Here is a 16,061-nt window from a genome sequence, read left to right on the forward strand (position 1 = left end):
AGCAGAACGAAGAAGGTTGATTACGTGCCCACCGGCAAGGTCAAGTGGTATGACAAGGAAAAAGGCTTCGGATTCCTCGCGGGCGAGGACGGCCAGGAGGTCTTCCTGCCCAAGTCTGCGCTTCCGGAAGGCATCACGGAGCTGAAGGCAGGCACCCGGGTGGAGTTCGGAGTGGCCGACGGCCGCAAGGGTGCCCAGGCCCTGGGCCTGCGGGTGCTGGACAAGACGCCGTCGATTGCCAAGGCCAAACGGCCCAGTGCGAAGGACCTTGCGCCGCTGGTGCAGGACCTCGTCAGCGTGCTGGACAACCTTTCCGGAACGCTGTCCGCCGGCAAGTACCCGGAGGGCAACAAGGCGAAAGCCATCGCCACCGCGCTGCGCAAGGTCGCCGACGAGCTGGACGCGTAAGGCGCCGTCATGACTACGGAATCCGGACAGAACGCCGCCGTGCCAGCCGCGGGCGCCAAGGCAGGCTCCAAGCCCCGCTACGGTGTCCCCGTCTGGCGTACCGGCAAACCGGATGCCTTCCTGGCCGCCTCCGTGGACGTGGCCCGTGCCGCCGTGGAAGGGATCGCTCCCGCAGAACAGATCGGCCGGCACCTGGCCGCCAAGAGCGAGGGTGACCGTTTGGTCACGCACCTTTTCGAGTCCCGGCTGCCCGGCTACGGCGGCTGGCAGTGGTACGCCGTCCTGACCCGGAACTCGCGCTCGAAGACCGTCACCGTGGATGAACTGGGCCTGCTGCCCTCCGACGATTCCATCCTGGCCCCGGAATGGGTTCCGTGGGCCGAGCGGGTGCGGCCGGAGGACGCCCAGCAGGAGGACGCCCAGCAGGGTGCCGCGGACGCGGCACCGGCCGAGGACGCCCCCCAGGAGGACGACGACGCCGCGGACGCCGCCGCCGCCGCCGACGCCGCCGACGCCGCGGCAGACAAGGCTGTTTGAGGCGACGGAAGGCTTGCTGACAGCGACGCTCCTACGGGGGGAGGCCCGGAGATGAGATCCACCTTCCAGTCGCTTGGCGTCCTGAACTACCGGATCTGGTTCATCGGCGCCCTGGTTTCCAATATCGGAACCTGGATGCAGCGTACCGCGCAGGACTGGCTGGTTTTTGACCACCTGACCCGCCAGGATGCCGGGGCCATGGGCGTGACCATGGCCCTGCAGCTCGGCCCGCAGCTCTTTCTCGCTCCCGTGGCCGGACTGGTTGCCGACCGCTTCAACCGCAAGACACTGCTGATCCTGACGCAGTCCGGGATGGCCCTGCTCAGCGCCGCCCTCGGACTGCTGGTGTTGTCCGGGGCGGCGCAGCTCTGGCACGTGTACATTTTTGCCCTGCTGCTGGGTATCGTTTCGGCCCTGGATGCACCGGTCCGGCAGACGTTCGTCTCGGAACTCGTGCGCGACGATTACCTGCCCAACGCCGTCGCCCTGAACAGCGCGTCCTTCAACGTGGCCCGGATGATTGGCCCCGCCGTCGCCGGCGTGCTCACGGTGGCGATCGGGCCCGGCTGGGTCTTCCTGGTCAACACGCTGACGTTCCTGGCCCTGCTGTTAAGCCTGGCCAAGATTCCCACCGCCTCCCTGCGGCAACTCCCCAAGGCCGCCGCGGGCAAGGGCCGGATCCGGGAGGGCCTGCGCTACGTGCGCTTCCGGCCGGACATCGTGGTGGTTCTGGTGGCGGTGTTCATCGTCGGGACCCTCGGGCTGAACTTCGTCCTGTTCATCGCGGCCATGGTCGGCACCGAGTTTGGCCTCGACGCCAGCGCCTTCGGCCTGATGAACTCGATTATGGCCATCGGTTCGCTGACCGGGGCACTGCTCTCTGCCGGCCGCGGGAAGCCGCGGATGCGGGTGATTTTCGGGGCCGCCGGCGCCTTCGGCGTAACCGCCGGCCTGGCCGCGCTGGCGCCCGACTATTTCTGGTTCGGGGTGGCGCTGATGCCCGTCGGCCTGTTCGCGATCACCATGATGACCAGCGCCAACGGCTACGTCCAGACCACCACGGACCCGGTCATGCGCGGCAGGGTGATGGCGCTGTACATGGCGATTTTCATGGGCGGAACCCCCATCGGCGCCCCGCTGGTGGGCTGGGTCGCGAACGTCGCAGGACCGCGCTGGTCGATGGGGGTCGCCGCCGTCGCCGGGCTGGCCGCGGCGCTGATCGGGATGATCTGGATTGCCCGGGCGCAGCACCTCCGGATCAGCTTCAACCGCCGGGCCAGGGGGCTGCGGTACTTCCGGGTCGCCCCGGCGGACGGCGCCGGCCGGGCGGAGAGCCCGGACAACGCCGTCGACCGCTGACCGGCCGCGAGGGCGCCGACAGCTACTGCCGGAGTTCCTCCACCACGAAGTCGATGCACTCGAGCAGGGCCGAGACGTCATCGGGGTCGATCGCCACAAAGGTGGCGATCCGCAGCTGGTTGCGGCCCAGCTTGCGGTACGGCTCGGTGTCCACCACACCGTTGGCCCGCAGGACCTTGGCGATGGCTGAGGCGTCGACCGAATCGTCGAAGTCGATGGTCGCGATCACGTTGGACCGGTCCTCGGCCCTGGCGACGAACGGCGTGGCGTACGCCGACGCTTCCGCCCAGCGGTAGATGCGTCCGGCCGAATCGGCGGTGCGCGCGGCCGCGAAATCAAGGCCGCCGCTGGCGTTGAGCCAGCGCACCTGTGCCTCCAGGGTGACCAGGGTAGCCAGCGCCGGCGTGTTGTACGTCTGGTTCAGCCGTGAGTTCTCGATCGCTGTCTGCAGGTCCAGGAAGTCCGGGATCCAGCGTCCGCTGTCCTTGACCCGGGCGGCGCGCTCCAGCGCCGCCGGAGAAAACAGGCCCAGCCACAGGCCGCCGTCGGACGCGAAATTCTTTTGCGGCGCGAAGTAGTACACGTCGGCTTCGGCGACGTCGACGTCCAGCCCGCCCGCCGCGGAGGTAGCGTCGACCAGCACCAGGGCGCCCTCGTCCGCCCCCGCCACCCGCTTGACCGGGGCGGCGACGCCGGTGGAGGTCTCGTTCTGCGGCCAGGCATAGGCGTCGACGCCGGCTTCGGCCCGGGCCTCGGGGCGCGTCCCCGGCTCGGCCTTAATGATTGAGGAATCGGCCAGGAACGGCGCCTTGTTCGTGGCCGAGGCGAACTTCGAACCGAACTCGCCAAACGACAGGTGCTGCGCCTTGTTCTCGACGAGGCCGAAGCTGGCGACGTCCCAGAACGCCGTGGAGCCGCCCACGCCCAGGATGACCTCATAGCCGTCCGGGGCCCGGAAGAAATCGGCCAGGCCGCTGCGGACGGACCCCACCAGGTTCTTCACCGGCGCCTGCCGGTGTGAAGTCCCCAACAGCGTGCCCGACGCCGCGCGGAGAGCCTCGATCTGTTCCGGCCGGACCTTGGACGGGCCGGCGCCGAACCGTCCGTCGCGCGGCAGCAGGTTTGCGGGAATGGTAATGCTGGTGTCGCTCACTGGGGCTCCAATTGTGGCTGGGTGCGTGGCGGGCTCGGACGGATCCCGGGCCGACTGCGGCAAGGACCCGGATTTATTCTGCCCGACGGGCCGGCCCGGCCGGGAAAAACGCCCGTCACAGTCCGGTCATTGAGACCACTCGGGCGCCGGCAGCCCTGCCGGCGGCACGACCGGGCGGGGAACGCCGGCCCGCACCGGCAGATTATCCGGACTAATTCAAAATAGGCTAGGCTGGCCGGTGACGCATGGCGGGCCACGCCCGGGCGCATTGGGTGCGCTGTACGGTGGGGAAACGCAAAGGACGGCGCTCGAGGAGCTGAGCTGAATGACGGATCTGATCGACACCACGGAGATGTATCTTCGGACGATTCTGGAACTCGAAGAAGAGAACATCGTCGCCCTCCGCGCCCGGATCGCCGAGCGGCTGCGGCATTCCGGCCCCACCGTGTCCCAGACGATCGGGCGGATGGAACGCGACGGCCTGGTGGTGGTGTCCGGCGACCGGCATCTGGAGTTGACGGCGCCGGGCCGTAAGCGGGCCATTGAAGTCATGCGCAAGCACCGCCTCGCCGAGCGGCTGCTTGCCGATGTCATCGGGCTCGACTGGGCCTATGTCCACGAGGAAGCGTGCCGCTGGGAACACGTGATGAGCGAACGGGTCGAACAGCGGATATTCGACATGCTGGACCACCCAACCGTGTCGCCCTACGGAAACCCGATCCCGGGCCTGGCCGACCTCGGCGGGCTGCCTGCGGCGGCCTCGGAGGGCGTGCTGAGCCTGCTCGACGCCATGTCCGGCTACGGCGCGGATTCCCGGGTGACGGTGAACCGCCTGGCGGAGCCGATCCAGGTCGAGCCGGAACTGCTGGTCCAGCTGGACGAAGGCGGCATCCGTCCGGGCGCCAGGGTGTCGCTGGAGCGGGTGGGGGAGTACATCTCGGTGCGCGTGGCGGACATTGAAGGCGCCCTGGAGCTGCCGCCGGAAGTGGCGGCCCATGTGTTCGTGACGCTGGGCTAGTCCGGCGAAGGACCTCCCCGCCGGAGCGGCGGACACGTTGTCCACATACAGATAACGGATTTATTACCGCCGGGCTTAATCGCCTATAGTTGAGCACTAGCACCGATACTAAAGCGTTACCGGATCCGAAGCCGAGCTCTGCCAGCGGATCAGTCAACGAGTCACCTTTCTGGCAGAGGCGGGGGAACCACTCACGGCCGATCTTGCATCGGCCTCGGGGTGAAGTCCGCTAGCGGCAAGCAACTCCACGAACAACCCCTCCCTGGTTGGCCGTGTCCGGATGCTTGCACCGGCGGACCGGGTCTTTGATCTCTCTGACCCGAATCCGACAGCTAACTTCGCAGGCTATCCAGAGAGGAACCGTTCTTGACCATGCAGACTGTCAGGGGCCGCCGCCGTGCGACCGGTCCCGCTCCGGAGCCGCGCCCGGCCGACGTCGTCCACGCCGAGCGCCCGCGGGACCCGCGCCGGGATGAGCGCCGCGGCCGCCGCAGCCCGCTTCGGCAGGTTGCGGACTTTGCCAGCGCCAGCGGCATCGGCCAGAAGGCCGGCATTGCCCTTGCCTCCACCGGCCTGGCCCTCACCGTAGCCGTCCCGGCCACCGGCCCCGTGCTGACGGCCGAAGACAGCCGGACCGGCGCGGTGGCCGCGGCCGCGCAGCCCGAGGTCCGGGCCGCTGCCGCGCAGATCGACTTCAACCGCACCGCCGTCACCACCAAGGGCGACCCGGAGGGCAAACTCAAGCAGCTGCTGGGTGCGCAGTCCGCCGGCAGCATCACCCGGGCTGCCTCCGCCGGCAGCCTCGGGGCGCCGCTGGACAATATGGTCACCGCGTCGGCCTTCGGCTACCGGGTCAGCCCCATCACGGGCGCAGTCGGGGAGTTCCACCGCGGCCAGGACTATGCCGCACAGTGCGGCACCGCCGTGCACGCCGCTGCCAGCGGCACCGTAACCTTCACCGGGTGGCACCCCTACGGGGGCGGCAACCGGGTGGTGATCGACCATGGCAACGGCCTGGAGACCACCTACAACCACTTGTCGTCATCCAGCGTGCGGGTGGGCCAGCAGGTCTCCCGCGGCGACGTGGTGGCGATGAGCGGAACCACCGGCGCCTCCACCGGCTGCCACCTCCACTTTGAGGTGATGGTCAACGGGGAAGTCGTTGACCCGCTCGGCTGGCTTTAAGCCAACCTGAGGGATGACTCGCATTTGTTTGACACGCCGTGATCTGAATGTGACATTGAGTCCCAACTGTTGTACCGTATGAAGCACGCCAACTCCTCCGGAGTTGGCGCTCTTGAGTGGATTGCCTAACTCTGCCACCGCTCAAGGTCCGTTCGCATGACATCGTCTGGCAGGGGCGGGGGAACCAATTTTGGTCTTCGCAAGAAGGCCTTGGGGTTAAGTCGCAAAGCTTCCCAGGAAGCAGCGCGGCCGGGTGACTCCCATCCGAATCCGACAGCTCACCTCGTAGGCATTGGGAGAGGCTACTTTCGTGTCTTCACGCCACAATGCTGCGCGTTCGCGCGCCAGCGACGCTCAATTGAGTCCGCTGAACTCCATGCTCCGTGCTGCCCTTGCCGGCGCCCGGACTGGTTCGCACACCGCAGTTCCCGCTTTTGGCGCGTCTTCGCAGTACACCCTTCGCTAAAGAAACCCGTTTCGGGGGCGATCCGGCGTACCCCCAAGATGCCGGAGCGTCCTCAGTCCCGCCTGCAACAGCGCGGACAAAGGATCACGAAAGAGAGAACTTAATGACTACTCGTGCAACCATTGCACGGCACCGCGCGGAGGTCACCAAGACCAACTCGCTGGCTGTCATTGCCAAGGCCGTCGGCGAAAACGCCGGTGGCATGGGCCGCCAGGCCGCCGTCATCGCCGCAGCCTCGGGCCTGGTGCTGACCAGCGGTATCGCCGCCAACGCTGCCGAAACCAACGTGCAGCGCGAATCGACGTCCGCGTCCGCCCTCGAAGTACAGTCCACCACCGCGCCGGCAACCATCTCGGCCGCCTCCAGCATCGCGATCACCTACGAGAAGCCGGCCGTCCATACTGCCGCTGCTCCGGTCGTTCAGGTTGCCGAGGCCGCCAAGCCCGCCATCACGGTCCAGGACTCCACCGGCACCGCCGCGACCGCCACCGCCTCCACCGGCACCGCGACGGCCTCCCTGGCCGCCTCCGAGGCACCCCGTGCCGTCAGCGGCATGGGCGCCACGATTGCCGCAGCTGCGTACGCGCAGATCGGCGTCTCCCAGGACTGCACCATGCTGGCCACCAACGCGCTCGCCGCGGCAGGCATCAACTACCACGGCTGGCCGGCAGGTTACCTGTCCCTCGGCCGCACGGTGAGCGCAGCGGAGGCCCAGCCGGGTGACCTCGCCTACTACCAGAACGGCGGCGTGGGCATGGCCCACATCGCTGTGTACGTCGGCAACGGCATGGCCGTACACGGCGGCTGGAACGGCGGCACCACCGCGCTGTACAGCGTCAACGTGGGCTCGGGCCCGGTCTTCATCCGCGTCGGCGGCTAAGCACCTTCCACGACGCAGGCCGGCATCAGCCGGCCGGCACCTTGCAAGAGACCCCTGCCCTGCGGCGGGGGTCTTTTGCGTTCCCCGGTGGTGGTCCGGGCGCGACGCGCGACGTTGTCGTGAAAAGAAAATTCGGTAATCCGGTCTTGGGTGTTTACGCTTGTGGTGTCGATCCATAGCCCGACCATGCAGAGGGCAGCCGGCCCTCGTGCCCCTGGCGGGTGCGGCCGTGAAGAGGTATGCGGATGCGCACTCTCGTTCTGAATGCTGGATATGAACCGCTGGCGGTAGTCACCTTCCGCCGGGCGCTGGTGCTTGTGCTGACCGGGAAGGCCAGCGTGGTGGCCGAAGGGGACGACCCGGTGGTAGGGCCGCAGGACATCCTGGGCCGCCCCTCGGTGATCCTGCTGAACCGGTACATCAGGCCGCGCTACAACACCCTCACGGCGGTCAGCCGGCGCGGAGTGCTGCGACGGGACAACCACCGCTGCGCCTACTGCGGCAAGGCTGCCCACACCATCGACCACGTCCAGCCCAAGTCCCGGGGCGGCGCGGATTCCTGGGAAAACCTCGTGGCCGCGTGCCTGCGCTGCAACAACGCCAAGGGGGACCATACCCCGGCCGAGATGGGCTGGAAGCTCGGCTTCGCCCCCGGGCCGCCGAAGGGCCGCACCTGGCAAATCAAGGAACTCGAAAAGCCCACGCCTGCCTGGGACCCATTCCTGCTGCCCGAATCGGCGCACTGAACCGCCGCTGTCTGGTCCGACGTCGACGCCGTGCCGCGGCGGCTAGGCTGGGCGGGTGGAATACGACGCCGTCATCCTTGCCGGTGGCAGGTCCTCCCGGCTCGGAGGCTCGCCCAAGGCCCAGCTGACGTTCGACGGCGCCACCCTGCTGTCCCGGGCGCTCCGGGCAGCGGAGGGAGCCCGCCGGACGGCAGTCGTCGGCCCGGATCCGGGGGACCTTCCGCCAGGCGCGCAGGCCTGCCGCGAAGACCCGCCATTTGCCGGCCCCGCCGCCGCGATTGCTGCCGGCCTGGCGGCGCTGGCCGGCCCCGGGCCCGGTGCGCCGGCCGGCCGCCCCGCCGCGCTGACCCTCGTCCTGGCCTGTGATATGCCACGGGTCGGCGCTGCGGTCGCCGCCCTGCTCCGCGCGGTGTCCGACGCTCCGCAACCGGCCCTCGACGGGGTGGTGGCAGTCTCGCCGGATGGGCGCGTCCAGCCGCTGGCGGGTCTTTATAGCACAGCTGCGCTAGTACATGCCGTGGCGGAAGCAGCCGGCCGCAACAGCCTCAATGGCGGCTCCGTCTTCGCCCTCCTTGCTAGGCTGGAGCTGCGGGAGATTCCAGTTCCGGCGGGCTCAACGGCTGACGTGGATACCTGGGGCGACGCCTTGGCGTTGGGCGTGTCCGGCGCCGGCGGGTCCGGGACAACGACAGCGAATTCGACGTGGGAGGCACAGAGTGAAAAGCCAGGATGAGACGCTCGAGGACTGGTGCCGCGCGCTGCTCCAGGCCCTGGAGTTGGAAGACGTTGAGATCGACATCAACGAGGTGCTGGGGCTGGCCGGGGTAGCGGCCCATTCGATCGTGCGCCCCGCCGCGCCGCTGACCACCTTCGTGGCCGGCTTTGCCGCCGGCCTCGCCGCGGGTTCCGGCCAGGCGACCGACAGTGTTTCCATGCAGGCAGCCATGGGCGTGGCCCGGAAGCTCGCCAAGGAATACGCCGCCTCCGAGGCTTCCGGGGCATGACGCCGGACGGCGACACGGACGCCGACGGTGAAGGCAGCGGCGGGCCACCCGAGGACGATGCCGCGGCACCGCCGCACCGGCACCTCGTGCACAGCTGGCAGGAAGCACGGCAGCTGGCCTTCGACTGCGCCACACCCATCCCGCCCGCGCCTGTTCCGCTGCGGGACGCCCTGGGACGGACGCTTGCGGCCGATCTAAGCGCCCTGCACGACATGCCGCACTACGCCTCCTCCGCGATGGACGGGTGGGCCACCAACGGCAGCGGACCGTGGATCCTCGCCGAGCCCGGACAACGGCTGGCCCCGCATCAGGCCAGCCCGATCGTCACCGGCGGACTCCTGCCTCCGGGGGCCAGGTCCGTGCTGCGCAGTGAGAACGGCGTCATTGCCCCGGACGAGGATGGCCTGCCGGTCCTCAAGCTCGGTGCCGGTGCCAGGCCGGGGGAGCCCCGGAGCGGTGAACATGTCCGCCCGGCCGGAGAGGAAGCGGCGGCGGGACAGGTGCTGATCAGCGCCGGCGCCGTGCTCAACCCGGCGCACCTGGCCCTGGCCGCGCTGGCCGGACACGACAGCCTGCCCGTCCTCGGCAAACCCGTGGTCCGCCTGGTGCTGACCGGCGCCGAAGTCGTCAGCGCCGGCCTCCCGAGGCCCGGCGAAGTGCGTGACACCTTCGGCCCGCAACTGGCCGCCGTGGTGGGCATGCTCGGCGGAGTCAGCGCCGGGGAGGCCAGAATCGGCGACAGCGATGCCGAGTGGCTCGCCGCCCTTGAAGACGTCGAGCTCCCGGCGGAGGCCCCCGGAACGCTTCCCGTGGACTCGAGCAGGCAACCGGCGATGCAGCCGGCCGACGTCGTCATCACCACCGGCGGGACCGGCCGCTCCGGGACGGACCACTTGCGGCGGACCGTGGCCGCGCTGGGCGGCCGGCTGCTGATCGACGGGATCGCCATGCGTCCGGGCCACCCCGCCGTGCTGGCGGAGCTCCCGGACGGGCGCTTCATCCTCGGGCTGCCGGGTAACCCGCTGGCGGCCATGATGGCACTGTCGACCCTCGGCGGCCCCCTGCTGGCGGCGCTGGGCCACGGCACCCTTCCGCCGGTGACCGACGTGCCGTGCGGAACCTCGATCGATCCAGACCCGGGCCGGACCCGGCTGATGCCGTTCCGGATGCTGTACGGCATGGCCTCGCCGGCGCAGCACACCGGCCCGGGCATGATGCGTGGTCTGGCCGCAGCCGACGGCGTCCTGGTGGTGCCGCCGCACGGGGTGCAGCTGGGTGAGCCCGTGCCGGCTTTCCCGCTTCCATGGGGCGCTGCCCTCCCGGACCCCGCGGCCGCGAAACCGCCGGCCAAGCCGGCCGCCAAGCGGGCCTCCCGGAAGCCGGCCGCGGACGGACCAGTGGACTGGAGCGGCCTGCTTGGCTGAGCGGCGGGCGGAGTCCATGATGGAGACGGGGGAGAACCGGGCGCCGCTAACCGTGCCCGGACGCATGTTGATGAGGAGTCTCCGATGGGCCGCGTGACGCAGCGCCGCAAAATCCACAAATTCGTCCTGGATGGCTCGCCGCAGGCCCTGGAGTTCCCGGTCCGGCACCGCGAGGACGTCCTGGCGGTCGAGGAACCGCTTGAGATCCGGCTGGGCAGCCTGTCCTTCTCCGTCACGATGCGCACCCCGGGCAACGACTTCGACCTCGTCGCCGGCTTCCTGGTGTCCGAAGGCGTCATCTGGGCGCCGGAGCAACTCGTCTCGCTGCGCTTCTGCGCGGGCGAGGACGAGGACGGCGTCCAGACGTTCAACGTGGTGGAGGCACAGCTCCGCCCCGACGTCGCGCGTCCGGAGACCGGGCGCAATGTCTTTACCTCCAGTTCCTGCGGCATCTGCGGCACAGACTCGATCGAGGCGGTGCGCAAATCCTCGCACTTCAGCCCCGCGACGGATCCACTGACCGTGCCGGCGGCGACCCTGGCCTCGCTGCCGGACCGGCTCCGGGAAGCCCAGGCGGTCTTCGACGTCACCGGCGGCGTGCACGCCGCCGGCCTGTTCCGGATCGCCGACGACGGGTCCGCGGAACTGCTCTGCCTGCGCGAGGACGTGGGGCGGCACAACGCGGTGGACAAGGTGGTGGGCTGGGCGCTGCGGGAAGGCCTGCTGCCGCTGAGCGGAACCGTGCTCCAGGTCTCCGGCCGGGCCTCCTTCGAACTGGTGCAGAAGGCCGCGCTGGCCGGGATCCCCGTCCTCGCGGCCGTCAGCGCCCCTTCCAGCCTGGCCGTGGAGCTTGCCGAAGCCAGCGGGATGACGCTGGCAGGATTCAGCCGGGGCAGTTCGCTGAACGTCTACGCCGGTCACGGGCGCATCCACCTGCCGGCTGCGCGGGAACGGGATGCATTGGCATAAGCGCGGCGGGGCACGTAGATTTTCATCCATCGACTGGATCCACGGCCCGAACCCCGCGTCGCCACACCGGCGACCGCGCTAAGGAGCACCTTGCACGACGACCGCCGTCTCACTGAACTCCGGCTGGACCGCTTCCTGCGCGAACGCATCCTCCCCGCGGTGTACCCGCGCACCGTCCCGCTGACGCTCAGCAGCTGGGTCGCTCCGGGCGAACCGGTCCCGGCGTCCGAGGCACTGCAGCAGGACTTCGGACCCCAGGAACCAGGGGCGCCGTGGGGGAGCCCCTGGAGCACCATGTGGCTTCGTCTGCAGGGCGAAGTACCCGCGTCCTGGGGCAGCGACCCGGACACCGCCGTCGAAATCCTCGTGGACCTGGGCTTCGGCACCGACCTCCCCGGCTTTCAATGTGAAGGTACGGCCTGGCGGCCGGACGGAACCGTCATCAAGGCGGTCTCGCCGCGGAACCAGTACATTCCCCTGAAGCTCCTGGGCGGCGGCCTGGCCGTGGACTTTTACGTCGAAGCGGCGGCCAATCCTGACCTGTCGCAGGGCTGGACCTTCGCCGCCACCCCCTACGGTGACCGGGCCACTGCCGGGGCGGCCCCGCAGTACCGGCTGGGCCCGATCGTCATTGCCGAGCTCAACCGGACGGTCTGGGAATTGCAGCAGGACGTCGGCACGCTCCGCGGGCTCATGCACGAGCTGCCGATGGAGCTGCCCCGGCGCCACGAAATCCTGCGCGCCTTCGAAGCCATGCTCGACGCCATGGACCCGGACGACGTCCCCGGTACGGCGGGCGCCGGCCGTGCCGCGCTCGCCGAGGTGCTGGCCCGGCCCGCCTACGCCTCGGCGCACCAGCTGGTCGCGACCGGCCACGCGCACATCGATTCCGCCTGGCTCTGGCCGGTCAGGGAAACCATCCGGAAATGCGCACGGACGTTCTCCAACGCCGTTGCCCTGATGGACGACGATCCCGACTTCGTGTTTTCGTGCTCCTCGGCCCAGCAGTTCGCCTGGATGAAGGAGTTCTATCCGGAGTTGTTCGGCCGGATCCGGGAGAAGGTCGAGGCCGGGCAGTTCGTCCCGGTGGGCGGCATGTGGGTTGAAGCGGACAGCAACATGCCCGGCGGCGAGGCCATGGCCCGCCAGTTCCTCGAAGGCAAGGCCTTCTTCCTGGCCGAATTCGGCGTCGAGTGCCGGGAAGCCTGGCTGCCGGACAGCTTCGGCTATTCCGGCGCCATGCCGCAGATCGTCAAGGCCGCCGGCAGCCGCTGGTTCCTGACCCAGAAGATCTCCTGGAACCAGGTCAACCGGATGCCGCACCACACCTTCGCCTGGGAAGGGATCGACGGCACCCGGATCTTCACCCACTTCCCGCCGGTGGACAGCTACAGCGCCGAGATCAACGGCCGGGAGCTCGCCCACGCGGAGCGCAACTACCGGGACCACGGCCGCGGTTCCATGTCGCTGCTGCCGTTTGGCTACGGCGACGGCGGCGGCGGCCCCACCCGCGAAATGCTGGCGGCGGCCCGCCGGACCGCGGACCTGGAAGGATCGCCCAGGGTGCGGCTGGGCGCCGCTGCCGAGTTCTTTGCCGCCGCCGAGCAGGAGTACCAGGGGCTCCCGGTGTGGGTCGGTGAGCTGTACCTGGAGCTGCACCGGGGCACCTACACCAGCCAGGCCAACACCAAGCGCGGCAACCGGCGCAGCGAGCACCTGCTGCGGGAAGCGGAGCTGTGGTGCACCACGGCGGCGGTCCGTGCCGGGGCACGCTATCCGGCCGCTGAGCTCAAACGGCTCTGGCAGCTGGTGCTGCTGCAGCAGTTCCACGACATCCTGCCGGGCAGTTCGATCGCCTGGGTGCACCAGGACGCGGAACGGAACTACGGAGCCGTCGCCGCCCGGCTTGAAGCGATCATTGCCGAGGCCGCCGGCGCCATGCTGGGGGAAGGCGAGCAGGAATTCCTGCTCAACGCCGCCCCGCACGCGCGCCGCGGTGTGCCGGCCCTGGCTGCCGCCGCCCCGGTCCTCGCGGCAGCGCCCGTGCAGTGCACCGCGGCCGACGGCGGCTACGTGCTGGACAACGGACTCATCCGGGCCGTGGTCAACGCCGACGGGCTGCTGGTGTCACTGCAGGACCATGGCAGCGGCCGGGAAGCCATCGCGCCGGGCGAGTTCGGCAACCTGCTCGAACTGCACCGGGACACCCCGAACGAGTGGGACGCCTGGGATATCGACGCCTTCTACCGGCGCAACGTCACGGCGCTGACCGAGGCCCGGTCGGTGACGCTGGAACGGTCCGGCGCGGCCGCGGCCGTCGTGGTGGAGCGGCTGGCAGGCACCTCGGCGGTGACCCAGCGGATCCTGCTGGAACCCGGCGCCGCGTCACTGGCAATTTCCACCGCCGTGGACTGGCAGGAACGCGAGAAGCTGCTCAAACTCGGCTTCCCCTTTGATGTCCGCGCGGACCGCTCGGCGGCGGAAACCCAGTTCGGCCACGTCTTCCGGGCCACCCACCTCAACACCTCGTGGGAGGCGGCGAAATTCGAAATCTGCGCGCACCGCTGGATCCACGTGGCTGAACCCGGGTACGGGGTGGCGGTCTCCAACGCGGCCAGTTACGGCCACGACGTCACCCGCACTGTCCGGGACGCCGACGGCGGCACCACCACCACGGTCCGTGTCTCGCTGTTGCGGGCACCGAAGTTCCCCGATCCACGTGCCGACCAGGGCCGGCACGAACTGACCGTAACCGTCCGGCCCGGTGCCGGCATCGCCGACGCCGTCGAGGAGGGGTACCGGACCAACCTTGCCCCGCGCACCGTCAGGGGCGCACACGGCGTGGAGGCGTTGTTTACCGTGTCCAACCCTGCCCTCGTCATCGAGGCGGTCAAACTCGCGGAGGATGGTTCGGGCGACGTGGTGGTGCGGCTGTACGAATCGCTCGGGGAGCGCTCCTCCGGGGTCCTGTCCGCGAACTTCGACGCTGCCGGGGTGCGGGCGGTGGATCTCCTCGAGCGCCCGGCCGACGCACCCGGGGTCAGCGTGCGGGGCGGCGGTGTGGAGCTGATCCTGCGGCCGTTCCAGTTGCTGACGTTGCGGTTCGCACGGTGACTGCGGACCGGGCCGGGAGCGCGCCGGCGTGTCCGCGAGAAGGCCGGCTTAAACAGGCTGAGTGGGAGCGGTCCAGCGGACCGCTACCACTCATCCCCCCAATGGCGTTGGACGTCGGCTGGCCTGTAACACTGAATCCCCATTCACGAGGCAAACCGGCGTTTTCACACATTCATGATTCTCTCACGCTCTAATGATTGTGTGAACGGAGGGGGCTAGATTTTGCGAAACGTTGCGGGAGCGTTACCTGCCGGCCGGGCTCGGCGGCCGGACCACCAGAAGGCGAGCAGCCCCAGCACGTAGCCCAGCACCGCCAGGTAGTTAACCAGCAGTCTCGCAGGGTCCCAGGGGGCCGGCGCGAAGGATGCCGGCACGCTCAGGACCGCGGCGATGGCACCGGCGAGGGTCAGAACAGCGCCGGCCCGGACGAACCGGGGCAGGCGCGTCCGCGCGGTGGCCAACAGCGGCGGTGCCAGGACCACCGAGACAAAGGCGGGGTAACTGCGCCCGGCGGCGGCATAGAACGGGGCCAGCGCGCCGTTCCGTCCCCCGTCGTCCCAGAGCGCCTCGAGCCCTGCCGACGAGCCCTCGGTGTCCATCAGCAGGAAGATGGCGGTCACCGCCAGGCAGGCCGCGGCCAGCCACCAGCGTCCCGCGGTGCCGGTGAGCAGCCGGCGCGCGTGGCCGGCGCCGAGCCCCTTCGCCAGGCGCAACCCCACCAGGAAAACCATCAGGAAGACGACTAGGCGCAGGAGCAGGTTGGTTAAGTTCCAGCCGCCCAGCGCCTGGTCGATTGCCCCGTAGGGCCCGGGGATGCTGAGCAGGCTGCACGCCGTGGCGAGGAACAGGATCCCAAAGACCGCGCGGTTGCGGCCCCGCAGCGCATCCGGGACACGCACCAGGCACGCAGAGCCGCAGACAATAAACGTCCCCCATTCAAGGGCGGCCATGGCGCGCTTTCCCGTGGCAGGGCCGCACGGCCAACGACTGCAGGACGTCGATCATCCCAGGTTCTCCCAGATCTTTTCTGCCTGCGCTTGTTCCAGTTCATGCCGCCGCAGCGTCCGGCCCAGCGCCTGCAACCGGTCCCCGGCCAGTAAGGCCAGTTCTCCGTCGGAAAGCCCAGCCAGGGCCTCCTGGCGGGCTCCGGGCGGCCAGCCCGCTTCGGCCTCCGCGATCAGCCCGGTGGCGACCAAGCCTCCGGTCAGGCCGACGCCGGCCGCGCGCGACGTTGCCACCGCCAGTTCGGGCGAGAGGCGGTTGGCCGTCAGCTGCGCGGAATAGTTCTGCGGCGCGACTCCGGTGGCGGCAGAAACCCGGTGCCGCAGTTCACCGTTGTCGATGGCATCCACCCAGTTCCGCACCGAGGTGGCATGCGGGGCCGGGCTCAGCCCAGGTGTTGCTGCCCCGCATGGATCGGCACGGGCGATGACGGCACGCAGCAGGTCCGTGGTCGCGATTTGGCTGACCAGTTCCGCCGGCGTCGGCGGCAACGCCGGATCCGCCAGCCCAGCGTAGTTCTGAAAGCCAGCCAGCCCGTCCAGCGGGTTCAAGCCAAGGGCCCGGCTGATGCTGACCAGCGTGGTCTCGGCGACCTTGCCGCGCACCAGTTGTTGGGCCAAAGTGGTGCGCTTGACGCCGGAGATCCGACAAATGTCGGCGGTACTCATCGCCGGCGCGACACTGTGTAGCCAGTGTTGAAACGCTTTGGCGGGAAGTGCCATCTGTGACTTTCTGCAGGCTGGGTGCAGGGTGGCCGGGCGGGCCGTGCTGCTACGCGGACGCCGGGGGAGAAATC

15 protein-coding genes and 2 riboswitches are annotated in these 16,061 nt (G+C 69.5%); of the genes, 12 read left to right on the forward strand and 3 right to left on the reverse strand.

Features of this window, described 5'->3' with window-relative positions; all coding sequences use genetic code 11:
• Positions 1-24 precede the first annotated feature (24 nt).
• The 3 genes from AC3ANP_RS09120 to AC3ANP_RS09130 are packed head-to-tail and all read left to right on the forward strand — an operon-like array spanning position 25 to position 2,304.
• Positions 25-408 carry a cold-shock protein gene (locus tag AC3ANP_RS09120; protein WP_488329876.1) on the forward strand — a complete coding sequence of 128 codons (384 nt, stop codon included), beginning with the start codon at positions 25-27 and terminating at the stop codon, positions 406-408.
• Between the two features lie 9 nt (positions 409-417).
• Positions 418-945, forward strand: coding sequence for a DUF3027 domain-containing protein (locus tag AC3ANP_RS09125; protein ID WP_488329877.1), 528 nt, complete (start codon positions 418-420; stop codon positions 943-945).
• Between the two features lie 51 nt (positions 946-996).
• Entirely contained in the window at positions 997-2,304 is a 1,308-nt protein-coding gene (locus tag AC3ANP_RS09130; protein ID WP_488329878.1) for an MFS transporter, read from the forward strand.
• 22 nt (positions 2,305-2,326) lie between these two features.
• Here AC3ANP_RS09130 and serC read toward each other — a convergent pair whose 3' ends face one another.
• Positions 2,327-3,457 (reverse strand): phosphoserine transaminase, encoded by a 1,131-nt coding sequence (gene serC / locus AC3ANP_RS09135; RefSeq protein WP_488329879.1) that lies wholly within the window; start codon positions 3,455-3,457, stop codon positions 2,327-2,329.
• A gap of 325 nt (positions 3,458-3,782) precedes the next feature.
• Here serC and AC3ANP_RS09140 point away from each other — a divergent pair, with 325 nt between their 5' ends.
• From AC3ANP_RS09140 to AC3ANP_RS09180, 9 genes are all read left to right on the forward strand, one after another.
• On the forward strand, positions 3,783-4,475 hold the full coding sequence (locus AC3ANP_RS09140) for an iron-dependent transcriptional repressor DtxR (RefSeq protein ID WP_488329880.1): 693 nt from the start codon (positions 3,783-3,785) through the stop codon (positions 4,473-4,475).
• Positions 4,476-4,624: 149 nt separating this feature from the next.
• Positions 4,625-4,837, forward strand: a riboswitch (cyclic di-AMP (ydaO/yuaA leader).
• A gap of 4 nt (positions 4,838-4,841) precedes the next feature.
• On the forward strand, positions 4,842-5,660 hold the full coding sequence (locus tag AC3ANP_RS09145; protein ID WP_488329881.1) for a M23 family metallopeptidase: 819 nt from the start codon (positions 4,842-4,844) through the stop codon (positions 5,658-5,660).
• A gap of 147 nt (positions 5,661-5,807) precedes the next feature.
• A riboswitch (cyclic di-AMP (ydaO/yuaA leader) is annotated at positions 5,808-5,966 on the forward strand.
• Positions 5,967-6,229: 263 nt separating this feature from the next.
• Positions 6,230-7,006: an NlpC/P60 family protein gene (locus AC3ANP_RS09150; protein ID WP_488329882.1), complete on the forward strand. Its 777-nt coding sequence runs from the start codon at positions 6,230-6,232 to the stop codon at positions 7,004-7,006.
• 245 nt (positions 7,007-7,251) lie between these two features.
• Positions 7,252-7,752, forward strand: a complete 501-nt coding sequence (locus AC3ANP_RS09155; protein ID WP_488329883.1) for an HNH endonuclease — start codon at positions 7,252-7,254, stop codon at positions 7,750-7,752.
• Between the two features lie 55 nt (positions 7,753-7,807).
• On the forward strand, positions 7,808-8,485 hold the full coding sequence (mobA, locus tag AC3ANP_RS09160; RefSeq protein WP_488329884.1) for a molybdenum cofactor guanylyltransferase: 678 nt from the start codon (positions 7,808-7,810) through the stop codon (positions 8,483-8,485).
• A complete protein-coding gene (locus AC3ANP_RS09165) occupies positions 8,469-8,756 on the forward strand; it encodes a DUF6457 domain-containing protein (RefSeq protein ID WP_488329885.1) in 288 nt (95 codons plus the stop codon). Before mobA ends, AC3ANP_RS09165 begins: the two co-directional genes overlap by 17 nt.
• Positions 8,753-10,180 (forward strand): molybdopterin molybdotransferase MoeA, encoded by a 1,428-nt coding sequence (locus AC3ANP_RS09170; RefSeq protein WP_488329886.1) that lies wholly within the window; start codon positions 8,753-8,755, stop codon positions 10,178-10,180. The genes AC3ANP_RS09165 and AC3ANP_RS09170 overlap by 4 nt, the downstream gene beginning before the upstream one ends.
• An 84-nt stretch (positions 10,181-10,264) precedes the next feature.
• Positions 10,265-11,149 carry a formate dehydrogenase accessory sulfurtransferase FdhD gene (gene fdhD / locus AC3ANP_RS09175; RefSeq protein ID WP_488329887.1) on the forward strand — a complete coding sequence of 295 codons (885 nt, stop codon included), beginning with the start codon at positions 10,265-10,267 and terminating at the stop codon, positions 11,147-11,149.
• Positions 11,150-11,239: 90 nt separating this feature from the next.
• Entirely contained in the window at positions 11,240-14,263 is a 3,024-nt protein-coding gene (locus AC3ANP_RS09180; RefSeq protein ID WP_488329888.1) for an alpha-mannosidase, read from the forward strand.
• A 215-nt stretch (positions 14,264-14,478) separates the two neighbouring features.
• Here AC3ANP_RS09180 and AC3ANP_RS09185 read toward each other — a convergent pair whose 3' ends face one another.
• Both AC3ANP_RS09185 and AC3ANP_RS09190 read right to left on the reverse strand, forming a co-directional pair.
• Entirely contained in the window at positions 14,479-15,213 is a 735-nt protein-coding gene (locus tag AC3ANP_RS09185; RefSeq protein ID WP_488329889.1) for a hypothetical protein, read from the reverse strand.
• A gap of 51 nt (positions 15,214-15,264) precedes the next feature.
• Positions 15,265-15,987 carry a hypothetical protein gene (locus AC3ANP_RS09190; RefSeq protein WP_488329890.1) on the reverse strand — a complete coding sequence of 241 codons (723 nt, stop codon included), beginning with the start codon at positions 15,985-15,987 and terminating at the stop codon, positions 15,265-15,267.
• Positions 15,988-16,061: the final 74 nt, after the last annotated feature.

The organism is Arthrobacter sp. JB02-1C (assembly GCF_057748045.1).